General features: G+C 74.5%; 24 protein-coding genes. 15 read left to right on the top strand and 9 right to left on the bottom strand.

Annotation, left to right across the window (positions count from 1 at the left end; all coding sequences use genetic code 11):
* Positions 1–77: 77 nt before the first annotated feature.
* From JK356_RS21165 to JK356_RS21150, 4 genes are all read left to right on the top strand, one after another.
* Positions 78–1,517 carry a hypothetical protein gene (locus tag JK356_RS21165; RefSeq protein WP_201870293.1) on the top strand — a complete coding sequence of 480 codons (1,440 nt, stop codon included), beginning with the start codon at positions 78–80 and terminating at the stop codon, positions 1,515–1,517.
* A gap of 227 nt (positions 1,518–1,744) precedes the next feature.
* Positions 1,745–3,343 (top strand): ABC-F family ATP-binding cassette domain-containing protein, encoded by a 1,599-nt coding sequence (locus JK356_RS21160; protein WP_201870292.1) that lies wholly within the window; start codon positions 1,745–1,747, stop codon positions 3,341–3,343.
* A 318-nt stretch (positions 3,344–3,661) separates the two neighbouring features.
* Complete coding sequence (locus tag JK356_RS21155) at positions 3,662–3,910, top strand: helix-turn-helix domain-containing protein (RefSeq protein WP_201870291.1); 249 nt, start codon at positions 3,662–3,664, stop codon at positions 3,908–3,910.
* 95 nt (positions 3,911–4,005) lie between these two features.
* Positions 4,006–4,785: an enoyl-CoA hydratase/isomerase family protein gene (locus tag JK356_RS21150; RefSeq protein WP_201870290.1), complete on the top strand. Its 780-nt coding sequence runs from the start codon at positions 4,006–4,008 to the stop codon at positions 4,783–4,785.
* A 12-nt stretch (positions 4,786–4,797) separates the two neighbouring features.
* Here the strand turns inward: JK356_RS21150 and JK356_RS21145 are convergent, their stop codons facing one another.
* The gene (locus JK356_RS21145; protein ID WP_201870289.1) at positions 4,798–5,547 is read right to left on the bottom strand and encodes a hypothetical protein; all 750 of its coding nucleotides are present in this window, start codon (positions 5,545–5,547) and stop codon (positions 4,798–4,800) included.
* Positions 5,548–5,726: 179 nt separating this feature from the next.
* Here JK356_RS21145 and JK356_RS21140 point away from each other — a divergent pair, with 179 nt between their 5' ends.
* The 5 genes from JK356_RS21140 (at position 5,727) to amaP (ending at position 8,178) form a co-directional block, all read left to right on the top strand.
* Entirely contained in the window at positions 5,727–6,191 is a 465-nt protein-coding gene (locus JK356_RS21140) for an Asp23/Gls24 family envelope stress response protein (protein WP_201870288.1), read from the top strand.
* Positions 6,192–6,240: 49 nt separating this feature from the next.
* The gene (locus JK356_RS21135) at positions 6,241–6,432 is read left to right on the top strand and encodes a hypothetical protein (RefSeq protein ID WP_201870287.1); all 192 of its coding nucleotides are present in this window, start codon (positions 6,241–6,243) and stop codon (positions 6,430–6,432) included.
* 3 nt (positions 6,433–6,435) lie between these two features.
* On the top strand, positions 6,436–6,840 hold the full coding sequence (locus JK356_RS21130) for a hypothetical protein (protein ID WP_201870286.1): 405 nt from the start codon (positions 6,436–6,438) through the stop codon (positions 6,838–6,840).
* A 7-nt stretch (positions 6,841–6,847) separates the two neighbouring features.
* On the top strand, positions 6,848–7,504 hold the full coding sequence (locus JK356_RS21125) for a DUF6286 domain-containing protein (protein WP_201870285.1): 657 nt from the start codon (positions 6,848–6,850) through the stop codon (positions 7,502–7,504).
* A gap of 83 nt (positions 7,505–7,587) precedes the next feature.
* Positions 7,588–8,178 carry an alkaline shock response membrane anchor protein AmaP gene (gene amaP / locus JK356_RS21120; RefSeq protein WP_201870284.1) on the top strand — a complete coding sequence of 197 codons (591 nt, stop codon included), beginning with the start codon at positions 7,588–7,590 and terminating at the stop codon, positions 8,176–8,178.
* Here amaP and JK356_RS21115 read toward each other — a convergent pair.
* Both JK356_RS21115 and JK356_RS21110 read right to left on the bottom strand, forming a co-directional pair.
* Entirely contained in the window at positions 8,171–9,058 is an 888-nt protein-coding gene (locus JK356_RS21115; RefSeq protein WP_201870283.1) for an SURF1 family protein, read from the bottom strand. The two genes, amaP and JK356_RS21115, sit on opposite strands and share 8 nt — an antisense overlap.
* Before the next feature lie 24 nt (positions 9,059–9,082).
* Positions 9,083–10,078 carry a DEDDh family exonuclease gene (locus tag JK356_RS21110; protein ID WP_201870282.1) on the bottom strand — a complete coding sequence of 332 codons (996 nt, stop codon included), beginning with the start codon at positions 10,076–10,078 and terminating at the stop codon, positions 9,083–9,085.
* A gap of 173 nt (positions 10,079–10,251) precedes the next feature.
* Between JK356_RS21110 and moaA the strand changes: the two genes are divergently transcribed.
* Positions 10,252–11,241, top strand: a complete 990-nt coding sequence (gene moaA / locus JK356_RS21105) for a GTP 3',8-cyclase MoaA (protein ID WP_201870281.1) — start codon at positions 10,252–10,254, stop codon at positions 11,239–11,241.
* Here the strand turns inward: moaA and JK356_RS21100 are convergent.
* The 5 genes from JK356_RS21100 to JK356_RS21080 form a co-directional block, all read right to left on the bottom strand.
* Complete coding sequence (locus JK356_RS21100; RefSeq protein ID WP_236671700.1) at positions 11,224–11,499, bottom strand: hypothetical protein; 276 nt, start codon at positions 11,497–11,499, stop codon at positions 11,224–11,226. The two genes, moaA and JK356_RS21100, sit on opposite strands and share 18 nt — an antisense overlap.
* A 238-nt stretch (positions 11,500–11,737) precedes the next feature.
* Positions 11,738–12,115: a DUF3099 domain-containing protein gene (locus tag JK356_RS21095; protein WP_201870318.1), complete on the bottom strand. Its 378-nt coding sequence runs from the start codon at positions 12,113–12,115 to the stop codon at positions 11,738–11,740.
* A gap of 61 nt (positions 12,116–12,176) precedes the next feature.
* A complete protein-coding gene (gene tyrS / locus JK356_RS21090; RefSeq protein ID WP_201870279.1) occupies positions 12,177–13,610 on the bottom strand; it encodes a tyrosine--tRNA ligase in 1,434 nt (477 codons plus the stop codon).
* Between the two features lie 128 nt (positions 13,611–13,738).
* Complete coding sequence (locus tag JK356_RS21085) at positions 13,739–15,145, bottom strand: TldD/PmbA family protein (protein ID WP_201870278.1); 1,407 nt, start codon at positions 15,143–15,145, stop codon at positions 13,739–13,741.
* Entirely contained in the window at positions 15,142–16,665 is a 1,524-nt protein-coding gene (locus JK356_RS21080) for a TldD/PmbA family protein (protein WP_201870277.1), read from the bottom strand. Before JK356_RS21080 ends, JK356_RS21085 begins: the two co-directional genes overlap by 4 nt.
* 252 nt (positions 16,666–16,917) lie before the next feature.
* Between JK356_RS21080 and fabG the strand changes: the two genes are divergently transcribed.
* Positions 16,918–17,637, top strand: a complete 720-nt coding sequence (gene fabG / locus JK356_RS21075; RefSeq protein ID WP_201870276.1) for a 3-oxoacyl-[acyl-carrier-protein] reductase — start codon at positions 16,918–16,920, stop codon at positions 17,635–17,637.
* 2 nt (positions 17,638–17,639) lie between these two features.
* Positions 17,640–18,419, top strand: a complete 780-nt coding sequence (fabI, locus tag JK356_RS21070; RefSeq protein ID WP_201870275.1) for an enoyl-ACP reductase FabI — start codon at positions 17,640–17,642, stop codon at positions 18,417–18,419.
* Positions 18,420–18,472: 53 nt separating this feature from the next.
* Here fabI and JK356_RS21065 read toward each other — a convergent pair whose 3' ends face one another.
* Entirely contained in the window at positions 18,473–19,138 is a 666-nt protein-coding gene (locus JK356_RS21065) for a FadR/GntR family transcriptional regulator (RefSeq protein ID WP_201870317.1), read from the bottom strand.
* Positions 19,139–19,197: 59 nt separating this feature from the next.
* Between JK356_RS21065 and JK356_RS21060 the strand changes: the two genes are divergently transcribed.
* From JK356_RS21060 to JK356_RS21055, 3 genes are all read left to right on the top strand, one after another.
* Positions 19,198–20,508, top strand: a complete 1,311-nt coding sequence (locus tag JK356_RS21060; protein ID WP_374100693.1) for a CynX/NimT family MFS transporter — start codon at positions 19,198–19,200, stop codon at positions 20,506–20,508.
* A gap of 15 nt (positions 20,509–20,523) precedes the next feature.
* On the top strand, positions 20,524–20,640 hold the full coding sequence (locus JK356_RS22265) for an SGM_5486 family transporter-associated protein (RefSeq protein ID WP_269137178.1): 117 nt from the start codon (positions 20,524–20,526) through the stop codon (positions 20,638–20,640).
* 173 nt (positions 20,641–20,813) lie between these two features.
* Positions 20,814–20,999, top strand: a complete 186-nt coding sequence (locus tag JK356_RS21055; RefSeq protein ID WP_236671697.1) for a hypothetical protein — start codon at positions 20,814–20,816, stop codon at positions 20,997–20,999.
* Positions 21,000–21,006: the final 7 nt, after the last annotated feature.

Here is a 21,006-nt window from a genome sequence, read left to right as displayed (position 1 = left end):
CCCGGCGGCCACCCCGTCATCCGGCGTTCTGCGCGGGCGGTTTGGGCTTTCGCGCCCCTAGGCGTGAGACTGCTCACGTGACGTCCCGAACTCCGCGTGAGACCCGGCTGCGACTCGTCCCGCCGGCGCCGTCCGAGCGCGTCGCCGGCCCCCGTCCCTCCGCTCCCGCCAGGAGAGCGCCCAAGCCCCCCGGAGACGTCCCCGGCCAGCAGCGGCTCGCCGCCCAGGCGCGGGCGCAGCTGGCCGACGCCGTGCGGCTGGCACGGTGGGCGGCACGCACCGGCGTCTCGCCCGAGTCCGCCGCCCGCGAGGCCGCCGGGGCCCTGGGCATGACCGTCAGCCAGGTCCGCGACCACTGGGGCCGGGCGCGTCTCGCCGGCCTCGTCGAGCACGGCGGCGCCGGGGCGCGCGGCGAGGGCGCCCACGGCGGGGCCACCGGCGGCGGGCACACGCAGGGCCGCGTGCGCGCCGGCTGGCGGCTGCGGGCCTGGGAACGGGACGACTCCGCGGTGCTGCGCGGCTGGGTCGCCCTGTTCGACGCCTGGTCGCTGGCGCGCCCCGCGCCGCCGGGCGCTGACCCGGGCGCGGTCGCCGACGTGGTCGCCGCCGTGCCGCAGCTGCTGTCCGTGATGCGGCTGACGGGCGGGCCGGTCACCGCTGCCGGGCTGGTGGAGCTGCTCCGGCAGCGCATCAGCGAACTGCGCGCCGAGCGGCCCGGCCCGGCGGAGACCGGCGGCAGCGGCGAGCCGGTCAAACCGGCCGACGAGCAGGAGCTCGAGCTGCTGCTCGGCTGGGCCCTGGACGCCCTGGCGAGCCTGGGCGCGCTCACCCTGCACGCCCGCGGCGCCCGTCCGGTGCGGGCCCGGCTCACCGAGCTGGGCGGCTGGGCAGTGTGGACCAAGCTGGAGCACATCTGCATCGCCGCCCAGAGCCCGGCGGGCAACATCGAGCAGTCGGCCGTGGCGATGCTGCGCGGCTGCGCCTCCCTGACCCCGGGGCCGGCCCGCGACGAGTACCGGGCGTGGCTGGCGGCCCGGCCCACCGGCCCCGCCGTCCAGGAGCTGCTCGACGCCGCCAGGGGAGAGGACGCCCTGGTCCGGGGCCTGGCCTTCGAGGCGCTGCGCGTCGTCGGCGCCCCGGCGCTGGAGGCGGTGCGGGCCGTCGTCACCGAGCCGCTGCTGCGGCCCTACGCGCTGCTGTGGCTGGCCGACCACGAGGAGGACGGCGATGCGCGCGGCCAGGCCGCCGCCGACGAGGTGCTCACCCGGGCGGAGGCCACCTGGCTGTGGGTGGACACGGCGTCGGCCGCCCAGGAGCACGGCTCGGAGGGCATGCTCCTGGACCACCTGGAATCCGCTCCCCAGCCGACCATCACCGAACTGGTGGACGAGGTCCGCACGTGCGGTCATCCGCGCACGGTGCAGGTGCTGCTGGCGCTCGCCGCGGCCTACCCGGACCCGGCGCTCGCCAAGCGGGTGCGCCGGGCCGCGTTCCAGCTCCACACCGGGGGCGCCTGACCGGCGGGGCGCGGGTGCGGGGCGGACCGGGAAAAAACCGTTTGCCCCCGCGGCTAGAATGCTTCGCATGGACACTCTGACCCTCGTGGCTTAGCGGACGTACCCCGCGCGCGGCACCCCGGCCCGTGCGCCTGCCAGGGTGTGCTCCGGTCCCGCATCGGCCCCGTTGCCCTGCCGCGCTGTCGCTTGCCCCTGCCCGTACGTCCGCTCGTTCCCGGAGTCAGTCCATGATCACCGCCACCGGCATCGAACTGCGCGCCGGAGCCCGGATCCTCATCGAGTCCGCCACCTTCCGCATCGCCCCGGGCGACCGCATCGGCCTCGTCGGCCGCAACGGGGCGGGCAAGACCACCCTCACCAAGTGCCTCGCGGGGGAGGGCATCCCCGCCGCGGGCACCATCACCCGCTCCGGCGAGGTCGGCTATCTGCCGCAGGACCCCCGCACGGGTGACCTGGACGTGCTGGCCCGCGACCGGATCCTGTCCGCCCGCGGCCTGGACACGGTGCTGCGCGACATGCGGCGCAGCGAGGAGCGCATGGCCGCCGGAAAGGGCGCGGAGCGGGAGCGCGCGATGCGGGCGTACGCGCGTCTGGAGACCGAGTTCCTCGCCAAGGGCGGCTACGCGGCCGAGGCCGAGGCGGCCACCATCGCGGCCAGCCTGGGCCTGCCCGACCGGGTGCTGGAGCAGCCGCTGCGCACCCTCTCCGGCGGCCAGCGGCGGCGCGTCGAGCTGGCCCGGATCCTCTTCTCCGACGCCGACATCCTGCTGCTCGACGAGCCCACCAACCACCTGGACGCCGACTCGATCGTGTGGCTGCGGGACTTCCTGCGCACCTACCGGGGCGGCCTGGTGGTGATCTCCCACGACATCGGCCTGGTCGAGACCGTCGTCAACAAGGTGTTCTACCTCGACGCCAACCGCGCGGCGATCGACCAGTACAACATGGGCTGGAAGCAGTACCAGATCCAGCGCGAGGCGGACGAGCGGCGCCGCAGGCGCGAGCGCGCCAACGCGGAGAAGAAGGCCGCCGCGCTCATGGCGCAGGCCGACAAGATGCGGGCGAAGGCCACCAAGGCCGTCGCCGCACAGAACATGGCCCGCCGCGCCGAGCGCCTGCTCGCCGGCCTGGAGGAGGAGCGGCAGCGCGACAAGGTCGCCAAGCTGCGCTTCCCCGACCCGGCGCCCTGCGGCAAGACGCCGCTGATGGCGGAGGGCCTGTCGAAGTCCTACGGCTCGCTGGAGATCTTCACCGACGTCTCGCTGGCGATCGACCGGGGCTCCCGGGTCGTCATCCTCGGCCTCAACGGCGCGGGCAAGACGACCCTGCTGCGGCTCCTGGCCGGCCTGGAGAAACCCGACACCGGCCGCGTCACCCCGGGGCACGGGCTGAAGCTCGGCTACTACGCCCAGGAGCACGAGACCCTCGACCCGGACCGCACGGTCCTGGAGAACATGCGCTCCGCGGCGCCCGACATGGACCTGGTGGCCGTCCGCAAGGTGCTCGGCTCGTTCCTGTTCTCGGGCGACGACGTGGACAAGCCGGCGGGCGTGCTCTCCGGCGGCGAGAAGACCCGGCTCGCGCTGGCCACGCTGGTCGTCTCCTCGGCCAACGTGCTGCTGCTCGACGAGCCGACCAACAACCTCGACCCGGCCAGCCGGGAAGAGATCCTCGGCGCGCTGCGCACGTTCGCCGGGGCCGTAGTGCTCGTCACGCATGACGAGGGCGCCGTGGAGGCGCTCCAGCCCGAGCGGATCATCCTGCTGCCCGACGGCGTCGAGGACCTGTGGAGCGAGGACTACGCGGATCTCGTCGCCCTCGCCTGAGCGCCTCGGCTCACCCGGCCTGGCGCATTCGGCCTAGCGGTGATCGTTCGTCTGAGTGAGGGCGCCTGGTACCCGCGGCGTGTCGGAAGCTCCCCCCTGCCGCCGCCCTCGCCCGGCCGTCTCCCGCCCCGGCACCGCCCTGACCTGGCGCTTCCTCGGCTCCGCCGGGCGGGCGGTCTTCCGTGCCCCGCCGGCCGCCCCGCCGGCCGCGCCGCGCGGCGGTCCGCTTGTCGTACGGAGCCGGGCGAATGGGTGGCCAGGAAACCGGATAGGGGTGATCATGAGAGTCCGAAGCGCACTTCCTATGAGGAGGCACGGGTGGCCGAGACTCTGAAGAAGGGCAGCCGGGTAACCGGCGCCGCGCGCGAGCAGCTCGCGGCAGACCTGAGGAAGAAGTACGAAGCGGGACAGAGCATCCGCGCGCTGGCCGAGGAGACGGGCCGGTCGTACGGGTTCGTCCACCGGATGCTCACCGAGGAAGGCGTACCACTGCGCGGCCGCGGCGGCGCCACGCGGGGCAAGAAGACCCCCCCGCCGTCCGCACCGTCGTCCTCGTCTCCCTCCTGACCAGGCCCGTCCGCCCGGCGGCGGCCGGGCGCCGGGTACCCTGCCTGGACGGCGTTACCGACCGGTAGCGCAGGCGCGGGTATCCGGAGGGCCCCATGAACCTGCTTGACCGCGACGGCGTGCGTGTGACCGTGCAGGACGCCACGGCGACGGTCACCCTGACCAGGGCAAGCGTGCGCAACGCGCAGACCCCGGCCATGTGGCGGGCGCTGGCGCATACCGGACGCACACTGCCGGGCGACGTCCGGATCGTGGTGCTCCGCGGCGAGGGCCCTTCCTTCTCCGCGGGCCTGGACCGGCGGGCCTTCACCCCCGAGGGCATCGACGGCGAGCCCGGCCTCGCCGGCCTGGCACGCCTGTCCGACGAGGACATCGACGCCGCCATCGCCGGCTACCAGGAGGCGTTCACCTGGTGGCGCCGGGCCGACCTGGTGACGATCGCGGCGGTCCAGGGCCACGCCATCGGCGCCGGCTTCCAGCTCGCCCTCGCCTGTGACCTGCGTGTCTGCGCCGACGACGCGCGCTTCGAGATGCGGGAACCCACCCTCGGCCTGGTGCCCGATCTCGCCGGTACGCAGCCGCTCGTCAGCCTCGTGGGCTACGCCCGTGCCCTGGAGATCTGCGGCACCGGCCGCGCCGTGTCCGCCGCCGAGGCCGAACGGATCGGGCTGGCCAACCTCGTGGTCCCCCGGGACGAACTCGACGAGGCCGCCGCCGACCTCGCCGCCGCGCTGCTCGCCACGCCGCGCGACGCGCTCATCGAGACCAAGGCGCTGCTGCGGGGCGCCGCCACCCGCTCTTACGACGCGCAGCGCGCGGCCGAGCGCGCCGCCCAGGCCCGGCGCCTGCGTGACCTGGCCGGGCTGGGGGAGTAGCGCGCGCTGGCGCTAGCGCAGGCCGCCGATCAGCAGGCTCACGGTGACCGGGCCCGGCGCCCCCGGCGCCGCCGCCCGGGCGGCGGCCTCGCGCGCCTCGCGCGCCACGTCGAGCGTGCGGCGCGAGAGGTCCGCCACCAGCCGCAGCCGGACCAGCCGCCCGGGCGGCTCGCCGCCGTCCTCGACCGCGGCGGCCGGGAAGAAGGCGCCGTGCCCGGGGGCCAGTGCCCGCACCCCGGGCACGGCGAGGACGGCCGCTGCCACCGCCTCGGCCTCCGGCGGCACCGCCGCCCGCGCGCCGGACCCGGTTTCCTCGGCGGTTCCCGCGCTGCTGCCGCCGCCGTCCCCGCCCGCGGCGCCGGGCTCGGCCAGCTCGGCCACGTGCACGTCCGCCGCCGCCACGTCAAGGCCGAGCAGCTCCTCGGCGGCGGCCAGCAGCCGCACGCGCAGCTCGCGCACCGGGCCGGGCAGCGGCACCCCCAGCTCAGCGGCGCACGTGGCCTCGATGCGCAGCGGCACCGGCGGCAGGCCACTGGGCGGCGGCGGTACCGCCGGCTCCGCGCCGGCGGCGGCTTCCGGATCCGCCAGCGCCAGCCGCAGCTCGCGCACCTGAATGCCCGGCACGTCGCCGGACGCGGCGCGCAGGACCCGCACGGCCGCGCTTTCCTCGATCCACGCGCCGTCAGCCGGCTCCCCGAGCGCGACCAGCCGACCGATGCTCAACTGCCGCCTCACCGCGCTCATCAGTCCATCGGCGGCCATGTACTCTCACTTCCTCGTGGTCCTTCCACCCCCGGCTGCCCGGGGCGTCAGCCCTGTTGGGCTGGATACAGCATCCCGTATGCCCGCGGGTGGCTGCTCGCCTACTGTGGCAGTGAGCCGCGGGAACTGACTGCCGCTTACACGGTCGCTAGGAAGTCGCTAGGAAAGGGTGACGCGACTTGACGGACACCAGCACGGACACCGGCGCCGAGGCCGCTCCCAGGACCCCCGGCACCCGCAGGGGCACCGGCGACCCCGCCACCCGGGGCCGGACGACGATCGCCGACGGCGTCGTCGCAAAGATCGCCGGAATGGCCGCCCGGGACGTCGTCGGTGTGTACGCCATGGGAAGTGGCGTGGCCCGCACCTTCGGCGCGGTGCGCGACCGGGTTCCGGGCGGCAGCAGGTCTGTCACCCGCGGCGTCAAGGCAGAGGTCGGCGAGGTGCAGACGGCCCTCGATCTTGACATCGTCGTGGAGTACGGGGTCTCCATCGCCGCCGTATCCCGTACCGTGAGGGAGAACGTGATCTCCGCGGTGGAGCGCATGTCCGGCCTCGAGGTCGTCGAGGTGAACATCAACGTCGTCGACGTCAAGCTGCCCGAGGGCGAAGAGGACGACGAGGAACGGCCACCGCTCCAGTGAGGATCCCCGCGACGCCGTTCGCTGAGCAACCACAGCCAAGGAGCGCATGATGAGCATGGCGGTGACCGGCATGATCGCCGGCATGGCACTGGGCTTCGCCGGGTATTTCGGCGGCTTCAGCGCCTTCCTGCTGGTCGCGGCGCTGGGCGCCATCGGGTTCGTCGCGGGGCGCTTCGTCGACGGCGACCTGGAGCCCGGCGACTTCTTCCGCCCCCGCGACCGCGACGACCGGCGGCGGTGAACCGTGGAGCCGTTCGTCCCTCCGTCGCAGCGCGGTGCGACGCGGATCAGCGAGCGGGTCGTCGCCAAGCTCGCGGCCCAGGCCGCCCGTGAGGCGCTCAGCGCCGCCGCCCCGGCGCCGCTGCGCCCGCCGTCCCCGCCGCCCCCGCCCGTGCGGGTGATGCCGCATGCCACGGCGGCCGTGCGCCGCCCGCCCGCTGCGGACGGCACCGGGGGCGTGGCGGCCATCCGGGTCGCCGTCGAACTCGGCTACCCCTCCGACATCGCCGCCCAGTGCCGCCGCGTGCGCCGGCACGTCGCCCGGACCGTCAGCGAGCTGGCGGGCATGGACACCGCCGAGGTGGCCGTCGACGTCGAACGGCTGCACTCCGTGCACAGCGGCGGCCGGACCAGGAGCAGGGTCAGGTGAGCGCGGCATGACCCAGGGCACCGGCGACGTACCGGCCACGGCGCCCGGCCCCGCCGCTCCGGAACCCCCCGCTCCGGAACCCGCCGCCCCGGGCCGCGGGCCTGAGGGCACCGAAGACCACGGCCCCGCCCGCCGCTTCTGGTCGGCGCGCCGCGTCCCCGCCGCGCTGACCGCCGCCGCGGTGCTCGCGGCCGTCGTGCCGCTGCTGTACGACGTGGCGTCCGTGCGCGCCGACCGGCCCGCGGCCCAGTGGCGCCGCAAACTCGCCGGGGAACTGGCCACCCGCCCGCTCGACGACGGACTCGTCGTGACCGTCGCGGTCGCGGCCGTGCTGGCCGGGCTGTGGCTGATCGTCATGGCCGTCACCCCGGGCCTGCGTGGCCTGCTGCCCATGCGGCGGCGCCATGCGGACGTGCGCGGCGGCATCGAGCGGCGCGCCGCCGCCGACGTGCTCAGCTACCGGGCCCTGGAGGTCTCGGGCGTCCGCGCCGTGCGGATCAGCGTGGGCAGGCGGCGCGTACGGGCCTGGGCGCAGGCCAGCTTCCGCGACCTCGACGACGTCAGAGCCGACCTGGAAGCCGTGCTGGCACACGGCCTGCGCGACCTCGGGCTCGCACGCGGCCTGGCCCTTTCCGTGCAGGTGCGGCGCCCGGACAAGCGGTAGCGCGGCGAGGCGTACGAGGCGGACGTGACGCGGAATACCGGTGAGTCGGACGTGAGGACAACGGAAGGAGGGGCGTCGGGACCATGCCCCGCATCGCGAACCGGCTGCTGATCGGCCTCATCGGCCTGGCACTGGTGGGCTTCGGGCTGGCGGCCCTCGCCGCCGCGCTGGACCTGCCCCAGCGGTGGGGGATCGGCCTGCCTTCCTGGTGGTCCTGGCGGGAGCCCGGCGACGTGCCGCTGACCCGCGCTGACCGCACCCAGTGGCGCGACGAGAGCTGGTGGTGGCCGGCCGTCCTCGGCACGCTGTCGCTGCTGGTGGTGCTGCCGCTGTGGTGGCTGCTGGCGCAGACCCGCCGGAAGCGGCTGAGCGAGCTGCCGGTCGGCGGCGACGCCGCTGTCCAGGTGCGGGGCAGCGCGCTGGAGGAGGTGCTGGCAGCCGAGGCGGAGGCGCTGCCCGGCGTTGACCGGGCCCGCGTCACCCTGGTCGGCCGCCGCCATCAGCCGCGGCTGCGCATCGGGCTGCTCCTGACGCCGCAGGCCGACCCGGCGCGGACGCTGGTGCGGCTGCGGGAGGAGACGATCGAGCACGCCCGCCGCTCCGCGGGCCTGGCCGCGCTGCCGGCCGAGGTGCGGTTCGCCTCGGCGGGCCACGCCACCGAGCGTCTCAGCTGACGGCCGCAGCCGGCTCCCCGGCCCGCGCGGTGCCGTCGCCGTCGCCAGTGCCGGGGCCGTCGTCGCCGGGGCCGCCGTTCCCGCCGCCGTCGCGGCCGCCGCCCGGGCCGCCGGCGGCGCGGCGGTCGTGGATCTCGCGGCGCAGCAGGAGCACCCAGCCCACCGGCACCCCGGCGGCGAACAGCCACCACTGGATGGCATAAGCGAAGTGGGCGCCGATGCCGGTGTGGTCCGGTTCCGGCAGCGGCTCGGGCACCAGGCCGCCGCCGTTCCCGCCCCGGCCGGCCGGCTCCGCCCGTGTCAGCTCCACGTAGCCGCCGTACATCGGCACGCCCAGCTCGGCGCCGCGCTGTGCGGAGCTGATCAGCATGGTCATGCCCTCGGGCAGCCCCGAGCGCTCGCGGATCCCGGTCGTGCCGCTCGTCTCGTCAGGCATCAGCCGGCCCGTGACCGTGACCTCGCCGCGCGGCGGGGCTGCGACCTCGGGCGCCGTCGCCGGATCGTCGCCGGCCTCCACCCAGCCCCGGTTGACCAGCACGCCGGTGCCGTCGTCCAGAAACAGCGGGGTGAGGACGTAGTACCCCACGGCACCGTCCTCGTTGGTCCGCTGCCGGACCAGCACCTCGCCGTCCTGGTCGAAGACGCCGGTCGCCTCCACCCGCCGGTACCGGTCGGCGTCCGCGGGCTGGCCGCCCACCGACGTCAGCTCGCTGATGGGCACCACCGGAGCGTTCAGGCTGTTCTCGATCAGCTGGTTCCGCTCGACACGCTGGTGGTGCCGGTCAAGCTGCCAGAAGCCCAGCCACACCATGGCCGGGATGAGGGCGAGCGCGACAAGGGTGAGGATCACCCACTGCCGGGACAGCAGGAAGCGGTACACGCTGTCGACGGTACTCCGCTTCTCTCACGCCTCGGGCGGCGGGGCCGCGTCCGCCAGCAGCCGGGTGAACTCCGCCTCGTCCACCACCGGCGTGCCGTACGTCTTGGCCTTGAGCACCTTGGAGGTCACGGCGTCCGGATCGTTGGTGACCAGCAGGCTCGTGGTGCGGGTCACGCCGTTCGTCACGCCGAGCCCCGCCGCGCAGGCCCGCTCCTCCAGCAGGTCCCGCTCCACCGCGGTGTCGCCGGAGAACGCCACCCGCATGCCCGGCATCAGCCGCCCGCCCGGCTCGTACCGCCCGGGGTTGGGGTACGGGCACGGCCGGCGCCGCCCGCCCGAGCGCCAGCCCTGGCGGCCGCCGCGCGGTCCGCCGGGCGCGGGCACCGCCGCCCACTCGCTCAGCGGCACGCACGACAGCAGCGGCAGCGCGAGCCGCCGCGCCGCCGCCCGGTGCAGGCTCGGCCGGAACGCCTCGGCGAGCACCCGGGCGTCGTCCAGCGCGTGGTGCGCGCGGCGCTGCGCGACGCCGAAGTACGCCGCCAGCGTCTCCAGCTTGTGGTTCTTCAGCGGCAGGCCCAGCACCTTGGAGAGCCTGATCGTGCACAGCCGCTGCTCGACCGGCGGCGCGCCGCCGGCCCGCGCGTACTCGCGGGCGAGCATCGTCCAGTCGAACACCGCGTTGTGCGCCACCAGCACGCGGCCCGTCAGCCGCTGGCCCAGCTCCCCGGCGATATCCGCGAACAGCGGCGCGTCCGCCAGCATCTCCGCCGTCAGCCCGTGAATCCACGTCGGCCCTGGGTCACGCTGCGGGTTGACCACCGAGTACCAGTGGTCCTCGACGTCGCCCCGGGCGCCGAGCTGGTACACCGCGACCGACACGATGCGGTCATCGCGCCCCAGGCCCGTCGTCTCCACGTCGACCACGGCATAGCCCTCCGGGTAACCGGAGGGCCATGCGTCGGCGGTGGACTGCGCAGCGGGCGGGGCAGCAGCCGCGGCTGCCTGGTGGTCTTCGAGCATGGTCACTGAGGATACGCGGCGGCACCGACAGCGCCCCCCGGCCGGCGTTGAGTTGAAAGGCCGCCAGACCGCCGTCCGCGCGGGCCGTCCGCGCGCCCTCCCGGGCCCGGGCCGGTTGTCGGCGGCGTGACGTACGCTGCCTGACGTCAGGACCCCTCCGCGGAAGGCCCCGCATGCTGCTCGACACCTACGGCCGCGTCGCCACCGACCTGCGGGTCTCGCTCACCGACAGGTGCAACCTGCGCTGCACCTACTGCATGCCGGAAGAAGGGCTGTCCTGGCTTGCCAAGCCGGACCTGCTCACCGACGACGAGATCGTCCGGCTGGTGCGCGTCGCCGTGACCCGCCTGGGCGTGACGGAGGTCAGGTTCACCGGCGGCGAGCCGCTGCTGCGCCCCGGCCTGGTCTCGCTCGTCGAGCGCTGTGCCGCGCTGGTCCCCCGCCCCCGGCTGTCCCTGACGACCAACGGCATCGGCCTGGAGCGCTCGGCCGCCGCGCTGCGCGCCGCCGGCCTGGACCGGGTCAACGTCTCGCTCGACACCATCGACCCGGAGGTTTTCGCGCGCCTCACCCGCCGCAAGCGCCACTCCGACGTGCTGCGCGGCCTCGCCGCTGCCCGGGAGGCCGGGCTGGCGCCCGTGAAGGTCAACGCCGTGCTGATGCCGGGGATCAACGACGCGGAGGCCCCTGACCTGCTGGCCTGGGCGATGGCGCACGGTTACGAGCTGCGGTTCATCGAGCAGATGCCGCTGGACGCCCAGCACGGCTGGCAGCGCACCCAGATGATCACCGCGGGCGACATCCTGGCCTCGCTGCGGACGCGGTTCACCCTGGAGCCGGAGGAGGCCGGCGAGCGCGGCTCGGCGCCCGCCGAGCGCTGGATCGTAGACGGCGGACCGTACCGCGTCGGCGTCATCGCCTCGGTCACCCGCCCGTTCTGCCGCGCCTGCGACCGCACCCGCCTGACCGCCGACGGGCAGGTGCGCTCGTGCCTGTTCGCCCGCGAGGAGACCGACCTGCGCGGCCCGCTGCGCGAGGGGGCGTCCGACGAGGAGATAGCACGGCGGTGGCGGGCCGCCATGTGGGGCAAGAAGGCCGGATCGGGGCTGGACGACCCCGGGTTCCGGCAGCCGTCGCGGCCCATGTCAGCCATCGGAGGCTGAGCGCCGCTCCCACTCCGCCAGCGTCACCACGTCCTTCAGAAAGCCGCGGACCCCCAGGAAACGCGACAGGTGCTCGCGGTGCTCCTCGCAGGCGAGCCAGGTCTTGCGGCGCTCCGGGGTGTGCAGGCGGGGGTTGTTCCAGGCGAGGACCCACACGGCGTCGGCGCGGCAGCCCTTAGCGGAGCAGACGGGAACACCCGGCTCGTCCGTCACGGCCGTCCCTCGCGGATCTCCACGCTCTTCATCGCCTCCACCCATGGCCTCCACCGCTCACCACCCTCGTTCGCTCACAACCGCCCGGTTCGCGGTGCGCGCCGCCGGCCGGACATGGCGACGCCGGGCGGCCACGGGGGGAGCCGCCCGGCGTCGGTTCGTCGCTCCGACGGGGGATACGGAGCGCCCTTGAAGTATGACATGCCATGTGCGAGGCGCGGCACCGGAATGGCGCAAATGAGCTGAGGATTTCTGCCACACCGCCCGGCCCGCGCCGGAGCGTTCAGCTCCGGTTGTGAAGGCCGCCCCCGGGCCGCTCCGTGCCAGGGTGCGCGTCCGGCGGCGCGGAAGGAGGCAGGGCCTGCCGCGAGACGTCGGTGACGAACGACGACGGCAGGCCCGGGGCGTTCTCCCGGCCGGCGTTGGCCACGACCACGGCGATGTACGGCAGCGTCACTCCCAGGGCCAGCGTCACAGCGGCGAGCGTGAGGCTGACGTGCCACAGCAGCACGGTCAGCAGCACCGCGACCGTGCGGACGAGCATCGAGACGACGTAGCGGCGCTGCCGCCCCCGTACGTCGTCCGCCAGGCTGCGCCGGGCAGCCGTGATCCGCACGACGGGCGGCTGCTTGTGCGGCCGCCCCGGCAGCTGCCAGCGCACGGCGTTCACCACGCTCTCCCGTCCGTCCCCGGCCGCGTGCCCCGGGGGCTCGCCTTCCACGCTACGCCTCTCCCCCGGGCAGGCCGCCACCGCGCAGCCGCGCCAGCTTCCGGCCGGCCTTGAGGTACACGCCGGCCGCGCCGGCCGCCTCGCCCACGCGCTCGGCGACGATCTCGCCCAGCGGCCGCAGCGCCTCCGCCTCCGACAGCACCTCCGCGCGCTGAGCGCCCGCGCCGTCCTCGACGACGAGCCGCACCGCGCTCTGCTTGGCCAGGCGCCGCGCCGCCGAGGCGCTCGGCGCGAACGACAGCACGCGCGTCAGCACCGCGGTCACGCCCTCGCCGCCGTGCTCCCCGAGGTCCACCTCGGGCAGCGAGCCGACCTCCGAGAAGCTGCGCCGCGAGAACTGTGCGGCGAACGCCTCACGCGCCGCCATCGCCGCGTCCACGCCGTACAGCGCGGTCACCACCTCGCCGGCCAGCACGCGCTTGAGGTCCATCGGGTGCAGCGAGCCGTCCTTCAGCCGCTCCGCCACGAGGTCCAGCTCGGTGTCCGTCCACTCGGTCCAGGCCCGCAGGTACGGCTCGGTCAGCCGGTCCGGCACGGACATGATCTTGCCGAAGGCGTCCTCGGCCGGGGTGGTCAGCCCGATGTAGTTGCCCTTGGACTTCGACATCTTGGCGCCGGAGCCGTCCGTGCCCTCGATCAGCGGCAGCGTGACGATCAGCTGCGGGTCCTTGCCGCAGATCTCCATCACCCGGCGGCCCATCTGCATGTTCAGCAGCTGGTCGACGCCCCCGAGCTCCACCTCGGCATCGATCTCAGCCGAGTCGATCGCCATCGCCACCGGGTAGATCAGCTCGGACATCGTCAGCCCGTGCCCGGCCTCCAGGCGGTTACGGAAGTCCTCGCGCTGGAGCAGCGCCGAGGCCGGCACCTGGGAGAGCACACCGATCAGCGAGGGCAGGGTGATGCCCGCCAGCCACTCGCTGTTGTGGCGGAACCGCACGCGCTCGAAGTCGAAGAACGGCCGCACCTGGTCCCGGTAGGTGGCCAGGTTCCGCGCGATGTCCTCGTCGGTCAGCGGCGGCCGCTCCGTCGACCGCCCGGACGGGTCGCCGATCTTCGCCGTCACATCGCCGATGATCAGCGTGACCTCGTGGCCCATCCGCTGGAAGCGGCTGAGCGCGATCATCGGCACCGCGTGGCCCAGGTGCACGTCCGCGGCCGTCGGGTCGATGCCGAGCTTCACGCGCAGCCCGCGGCCGGCCGCGCGTGCCTTCTCGATCCGTTCCGCCAGCGCCCCGGCCGACGGCAGCACGTCGACCGCCCGCGCCGCGATCAGCTCCGCCTGCTCCTTCGCCGACAGGTCCGTCAGGTCCAGATAGCGCCGCGACCCGGTCTCCTCAAGCAGCTCCCGCACGGTGGCGTCGGAGGAAAGGTCCTGGGAGAGCAGCGCACGAGCGCGCCGTACGGAGTCGCCGAGGCGTGTCACGTTTCGCGTCCTGACATGGGTCGGGGGTGGTCGGATGCGCCGTCCATCCTACGGCGCCGCCCCGGCCCGCCGCCCCGGGCGGAACGGGCAGGGGCGGCGGGCCCGGGCGGGCAGGGGCCGCCCGCCTCTCAGACGCCGGGAGAGACCGAACTCATGTGGAAGTCGGGGATCCGCAGCGGGGGCATGGCGGTCCTGGGGAAGTACTCGCCCCACTCCCGCGAGCGGCAGATCTCCGTGCGCCCCGCCTCCGTGGCGCGGCCCAGCAGGTCGACCGGCGACTCGTTGAACCGGAAGTTGTTGACCACGCCCGTCACCTCGCCCTTCTCCACGAGGTACACGCCGTCCCGGGTCAGCCCCGTGAGCAGCAGCGTCGCGGGATCGACCTCCCGGATGTACCACAGCGAGGTGATCAGCAGGCCCCGCTCGGTGTCCCGCGTCATCTCCTCCAGCGAGCGGGTGCCGCCCGCCTCCAGCAGCAGGTTCCCGCCCAGCGGCGCCACCGGCAGCCCGGTCACCTCAGCGGTGTGGCGGCTGGTGGGCAGCCCCGTGAGCACCCCGTCGCGCAGCCAGTCGGTGCGCGACAGCGGCAGGCCGTTGTCGAAGACCGAGGAGGCGGGGGAGAGGCTGTCGGTCGAGGCGTGCACGACCTGGAACGGCGCGCACGACAGGCCCGGCGCCGCCGGATCCGTGTACAGCGACAGCGGCAGGTCGGCCAGCCGCTCGCCGACGCGGGTGCCGCCGCCCGGCTTGCTGAAGACCGTGCGGCCCTCATGCGCGTTGCGCGCGTCGGCCGACCACTGCTGGTAGATCAGCAGGTCGGCCACGGACGTCGGCGGCAGCAGCGTCTCGTACCGGCCCGGGGGCAGCTCCACGCGCCGCTCCGCCCAGCGCAGCCGCGTGGCCAGCCCGGCGTCGAGCGCCGCGATGTCCACGTCCTGGAAGTCCGCGGTCCGCGCCGTGACATACGCCGAGCGGCTGCGGTCGGGCGACTTGGCGTTGAGCTCGATGCTGCCCTCGGGCTGGTCGTGGCGCAGCCGCAGCCCGGAGGAGGTGCCCAGGTAGGTGGAGACCACCTCGTGGCTGGCGAAGCCGAACAGCTCCCGGCCCTCGGCACGGGCGCGGGCGAACGTCTCGCCGAGCGCGGGCGCGAGGCGCGCGAAGACGGCCGGGGAGGTCTCGGCCGGGGGAGCGGCGAAGTCGCCGGCGGCGGGGGAGTCCGTCACCAGCGGCCGGGCGTCCTCGGCGGGCGGCGACTGGCGGGCGGCCTCCTCGGCGGCGCGGACGAGCGGCTCGATCTCCTCGGCCGTCACCGCGGTGCGCGAGACCACGCCCGCCGCCGTGCCCTGGCCGCCGTCCACGGCCGCGATGACGGTCAGGCTCCGGGTCCGGGTGACGCCGTTGGTGGTCAGGCCGCCCAGCGCCCACCGCAGGTTGACGGAGGAGTGCTCCTCGGCGATCACCACGGTGGCGTCCGCGCGGGACAGCTCGAGCGCCCGCTCCACGGTCTCCTGGGGCGAGGTCACGGTGAGGGTCATCGTCCGGACTCCTGCTGGGTGTTGAGGATGGTGATGCCGCGGAAGAGCGCGGAGGGGCAGCCGTGGGAGACCGCGGCCGTCTGGCCCGGCTGGGCCTTGCCGCACATGAACGAGCCGCCCAGCACGTACGTCTGGGGCCCGCCGACCGCCTCCATGGCGCCCCAGAAGTCGGTCGTGGTGGCCTGGTAGGCGACGTCCCGCAGCTGCCCCGCCAGCCGGCCGTTCTCGATCCGGAAGAACCGCTGCCCGGTGAACTGGAAGTTGTAGCGCTGCATGTCGATGGACCACGAGCCGTCGCCCACGATGTAGATGCCGCGTTCCACCCGGGAGATCAGCTCCTCGGTGCTGGGGCCGCCGGGTGCGGGCTGGAGCGAGACGTTCGCCATCCGCTGGAGCGGCACGTGCGAGGGCGAGTCGGCGAAGGCGCAGCCGTTGGAGCGCTCGAAGCCCTTCAGCGCGGCCGAGCGCCGGTCCATCTGGTAGCCGGTGAGCACGCCGTTCGTGACCAGGTCCCACGACTGGGTCTCCACGCCCTCGTCGTCGAAGCCGATCGTCGCCAGACCGTGCTCGGTGGTGCGGTCGCCGGTGACGTTCATCACCTCGGAGCCGTAGCGCAGCGTGCCGAGCTGGTCGAACGTCGCGAACGACGTTCCGGCGTACGCCGCCTCGTAGCCGAGCGCCCGGTCCAGCTCCGTGGCGTGGCCGATCGACTCATGGATGGTCAGGAACAGGTTGGTCGGGTCGATCACCAGGTCGTACGCGCCCGGCTCGACCGAGGGCGCCGCCATCTTCTCCGCGAGCAGCCCCGGGAGTTCGGCCAGCTCGGTGTCCCAGTCCCAGCCGGTGCCCGTCAGGTACTCCCAGCCGCGCCCCGCGGGCGGCGCCAGGGTCCGCATGGTGTCGAACCGGCCGCTGGCGGAATCCACGGCGGTGGCCGTGAGCTCCGGCAGTATCCGGATCCGCTGCTGCGTGGTGATGGTGCCCGCGGTATCCGCGTAGAACTTGTTCTCCTGCACGGCCCACAGCCGGGCGTCGACGTGGCTGACGGCCTCGTGGTCCAGCAGCCGCCGGCTGAAGTCGGCCAGCAGCGCGGTCTTCTCGGCGTCCGGCACGTCGAACGGGTTCACCTCGTAGGCCGACACCCAGGTCCGCTCGCCGTGGGACGGCTCGGGCGCCAGCTCGACGCGGTCGCCGGAGCCGGCCGCCGCCGACACCGTGGCCGACAGCTTCGCCATCTCCACGGCCTGCTCGGCGACGCGCGCCGCCGCCTCGGGCGTCATGTCGGCGCCGGAGGCGAAGCCCCAGCTGCCGCCGTGGACGACGCGCACGCCGTATCCGGCGTCCGTGCTGTCCTGGCTCCCCGCGGGCCTGGCGTCGCGCAGCACCTGGAACGCGCTGCGGTTGCGTTCCAGCCGGAAGTCCGCGTGCTCGGCGCCCAGGGCCGTCGCCCTGGCGAGCGCTGCCTCGGCGAGCCGGCGCAGCGGCAGCGCGAGGAACGATTCGTCGATGGATGGGGGCACGGTCTCTCCTGTCCGTAGCCATCTGCGTGGGCCGGGGCGGGGCCGGTGGCGCGCCCCGGGTTACCGATCATGCCCGCAGCGCCCCGTCAAGCCCAGGGGTTAACTCCGGCGCCACGCCGGGTGGCGCCGCCTGGCGTTAGTGCGGATCCCACAGCGTGGAGCCGGTGCGCCTGTCGCACCCCGCCCCCGGGACGGGGCAGCGAGGGGGCTAGCGTTTGTGCGGAGCGCACGACAGACGGATGAGGTGATCCCTTGAGCCGCTCGGTACTGGTCACGGGAGGAAACCGCGGCATCGGCCTGGCGATCGCACACGCCTTCGCCGACGCCGGGGACAAGGTCTCCTTCACCTACCGCTCGGGCGAGCCGCCCGCGGAGCTCACCGAGCGCGGCTGCCTGCCGGTGAAGTGCGACATCACGGAGCCGGAACAGGTGGAGCAGGCCTTCAAAGAGGTCGAGGACACCGCTGGCCCCGTCGAGGTGCTGGTGGCCAACGCCGGTATCACGCGTGACCAGTTGCTGCTGCGGATGAGCGAGGACGACTTCGCGGCCGTGCTGGACACCAACCTCACGGGGACCTTCCGCGTGGTCAAGCGCGCCACCAGGCGCATGCTGCGTGCCCGCGCCGGGCGCATCGTCCTGATCTCCTCCGTGGTCGGCCTGATGGGCTCGCCGGGGCAGACGAACTACGCCGCCTCCAAGGCCGCGCTGGTGGGCTTCGCCCGCTCCCTGGCGCGCGAACTGGGCGCGCGGAACATCACGTGCAACGTCGTGGCGCCCGGCTTCGTCGACACCGACATGGCACGGGCCGTGGACGAGGAGCGGCGGGCCGAGATCCTCGGCCAGGTGCCGCTGGGCCGTTACGCCGACCCGGGGGAAGTGGCCGCCGCCGTCCGCTTCCTGGCCTCCGACGAGGCCGCGTACATCACCGGAGCCGTCATCCCCGTTGACGGCGGATTGGGCATGGGGCACTGAACATGAGCGGACTTCTCGCAGGCAAGCGCATCCTCGTCACGGGGGTGCTCACGGACGCGTCGATCGCCTTCCACACCGCGCGGCTGGCCCAGGACGAAGGCGCCGAGGTCGTGCTGACCGGCTACGGGCGGCTCACCCTCGTCGAGCGGATCGCCAAGCGGCTGCCGAAGCCGGCGCCCGTGATCGAACTGGACGTGCAGAACGCCGAGCACCTCGACACGCTCGCCGCCCGGGTCACCGAGCACCTCGGCGAGGGCGTCGGCCTGGACGGCGTCGTGCACTCCATCGGCTTCGCGCCGCAGGACGCGCTCGGCGGCAACTTCCTCAACACCGGCTGGGAGTCCGTCGCCACGGCGCTGGAGGTGTCCGCCTACTCGCTGAAGTCGCTGACCATGGCGCTGCTGCCGCTGCTGGAGCAGCGCGGTGCCTCCGTGGTGGGCATGGACTTCGACGCCCAGGTGGCCTGGCCGAAGTACGACTGGATGGGCGTGGCGAAGGCGGCCCTGGAGTCCACCTCCCGCTACCTCGCCCGCGACCTGGGCGAGAAGAACATCCGCTGCAACCTCGTCTCGGCCGGGCCGGTCAAGTCGATGGCCGCCAAGTCCATTCCGGGCTTCTCCGAGCTGGCGGACGTGTGGGACTCCCGCTCTCCGCTGGGCTGGGACCTGAGCGACCCGGAGCCGGCGGCGCGCGGCGTCGTGGCCCTGCTCTCGGACTGGTTCCCGAAGACGACCGGCGAGATCGTCCACGTCGACGGCGGCGTCCACATGATGGGCGCCTGACCGCTCGCCGCGGCGCCCGGAGCCACGGGCCTCCGGGCGCCGGCCGGGCCGTGTCAGCGGCGGCAGGCCGGGGCGTAGGAGCTGGCCTCCCGCTCGGCCGTGGCCGCGTCGCCCTCGGCGATGGCCGTCACGAGACGGCCGTGGTCCAGGTGGTCCTCCTCCCGCAGCGCGTTGCCGAGGTCGCGGCGCAGCAGGTCGCGCACCACCGAGCCCAGGTCGGAGTAGACCGCCGCCAGCACCTCGTTGTGCGAGGCGGCGACGACCGCCAGGTGGAACGTGGCGTCCGCCTCGACGAACCGCCCCACCTCGCCGCTGTCCCATGCCTCTTCGCGCCGCCGCAGCAGCGCCCTGAGCTTCTCCAGGTCCGCCTCCGTGCGGCGCTCGGCCGCCAGCCGCGCCGCCGCCGTCTCCAGTGCCCGCCGCACTTCCGCGATGTCCCCCGGCTGCGCCTGCGCGAAGCGGCGCTGCATCACGCCGGCAAGCTCGCTGGTCGCCGCCACGTAGGTGCCGGAGCCCTGCCGGATGTCCAGCAGACCGTTGTGCGCCAGCGCCCTGATCGCCTCCCGCACGGTGTTGCGCGCGACGCCGAGCCGTTCCACCAGCTCCGGCTCCGTCGGGATGCGTGAGCCGACCGGCCACTCTCCCGACGTGATCTGCTGACGGAGCTGGACGATCACCTGGTCGGCGAGCGCCGAGCGCCGCGGCGCGGTCAGTGACACCTTCGTCGTCCCCTTCCTCCCGCGCACCCGGTGCACGGTATTCATCCCATGATTCTATGATGGCCCCCATGGCCGTCGCGAAGCATGACCGTACTCGGTCCGGCAGCAGCACCCCCCTGCCCCCGCGGGCCCGCGCCGTCTGGGGTCCGTGGCTGATCCTGGCGGGGCTCGTCCTCGCCGCACTCAACCTGCGCCCGGCTATCGCGAGCCTGGGCCCGATGCTCGAAGAGGTCAGAGCCGACCTGGGTATGTCGGGGACCACCGCGGGGCTGCTCACCTCCGTGCCGCCGCTGTGCTTCGGCGTGTTCGGCCTGACCGCTCCCCGGCTCACCCGCCGCCTGGGGCCGGTCGCGGTCATGCTCGGCGCCATGGCGGCCATCTGCGGCGGGCTCGTGCTGCGCTCCGTGGCGGGCGGCGTCCCGGTCTTCCTGGCCGCCACAGCCGTGGCCCTGGCAGGCATCGCCATCGGCAACGTGCTGATGCCCGTGCTCGTCAAGCGGTACTTCCCCGACCGCATGGGCCCGGTCACCAGCGTGTACTCCACGGGCTTCGCCGTCGGCACCTCGGCCGCCGCCGCGCTGACCATCCCGCTGGCCGGCCTCTTCGGCGGCGGCTGGCGCGCGGGGCTGGGGCTGTGGGCGGGCGTGGCGGCGCTGGGGGTGCTGCCCTGGCTGGCGGCCTTGCTCCAGGGCCGCCGGGAGCCGGCTGCGCCGGCTGCGCCGGACGGGCCGGCGGCCGCAGCGGCCGCCGCGGCGGCCGGCCCGGCACCGCGGCCCTCGCGCAGCCCCACCGCGTGGTGGCTGGCGCTCTTCTTCGGCCTCCAGTCCACCTCCGCCTACGTGATCATGGGCTGGCTGCCGCAGATCTTCCGCGATGCCGGGGTGCCCGCCACCAGCGCAGGCGTGATGCTGGCCGTCGCGATGGGCGTGAGCGTGCCGCTGTCCCTCGTGCTGCCGCAGGCAGCCGCCCGGATGCGGCGGCAGGGACCGCTCGTCGCGCTCCTCGGCGTGTTCGCCCTGGCCGGTTACGCGGGGCTGTGGGTGGCGCCCGAGGGCGGCGCCTGGGTGTGGTCGGTCTTCCTCGGCATCGCCAACTGCGCCTTCCCCGTCGCCCTGACGATGATCGGCCTGCGGGCCCGCACCAGCGCGGGCGTCGCCCGGCTCTCCGCCTTCGCCCAGAGCACCGGCTACCTGCTCTGCGTGCCCGGCCCGGTCCTGGTGGGCATGCTGAACGAGGCGACCGGCGGCTGGCACGCTCCCCTCGCCCTGATGACGGCGCTGACGGTGGCGCAGATCGCCGCGGGCGTCCTCGCCGGGCGCGACCGCTACCTGGAGGACGAGGCGGCCGCCGTGCCCGCGCCCGGCCGGTGATGCGAGACTGGCCGCATGCCCGCGCTCGACCCGACACCCCCAGGCGGCCAGCGGAAGCTCCTCGCCATCCTCGGAGCCATGCTCGGCATCAGCATCGTCATCGCCGTCATCGCCAGCATCGCCGCGCCCTGACCCCGCCCGTCCCACCGCCCCGCCGGGCCGTGGGTGGGGACAGCCCCACCGTCCCCTAGGGGGCCAGGTTCAGGGGGCACTGGGTGGGTCTCCGGATGGGCGCTGCCTCCCTGTTTCCGTACGGTCTAAGACGACGGTGAGCAAGCCGCCGGCACGGAACGGAGGGGATGGTCATGGCAGCCCGGGGGAAGGGACACGGCGCGGGGATCCGGCTCCGCTGGTGGACCCTGGCCGCTCCGGCTGCCGCCTTCACCGTCCTGCTCACGCTGATGATGAGCGGCACCAGCGCGGAGGCCGCGGACCAGCAGCAGCCCGTCGCCGAGCTCGTCGGCTACTTGGGCGCGCTCCTGGTGCCCTGAGGCGTCC

Source organism: Streptomyces sp. 7-21 (genome assembly GCF_016741785.1).
Taxonomy (GTDB): domain Bacteria; phylum Actinomycetota; class Actinomycetes; order Streptomycetales; family Streptomycetaceae; genus Streptomyces.
Note: the sequence above shows the minus strand (reverse complement) of the source record. Positions and strands in the feature narration are given on the sequence as shown.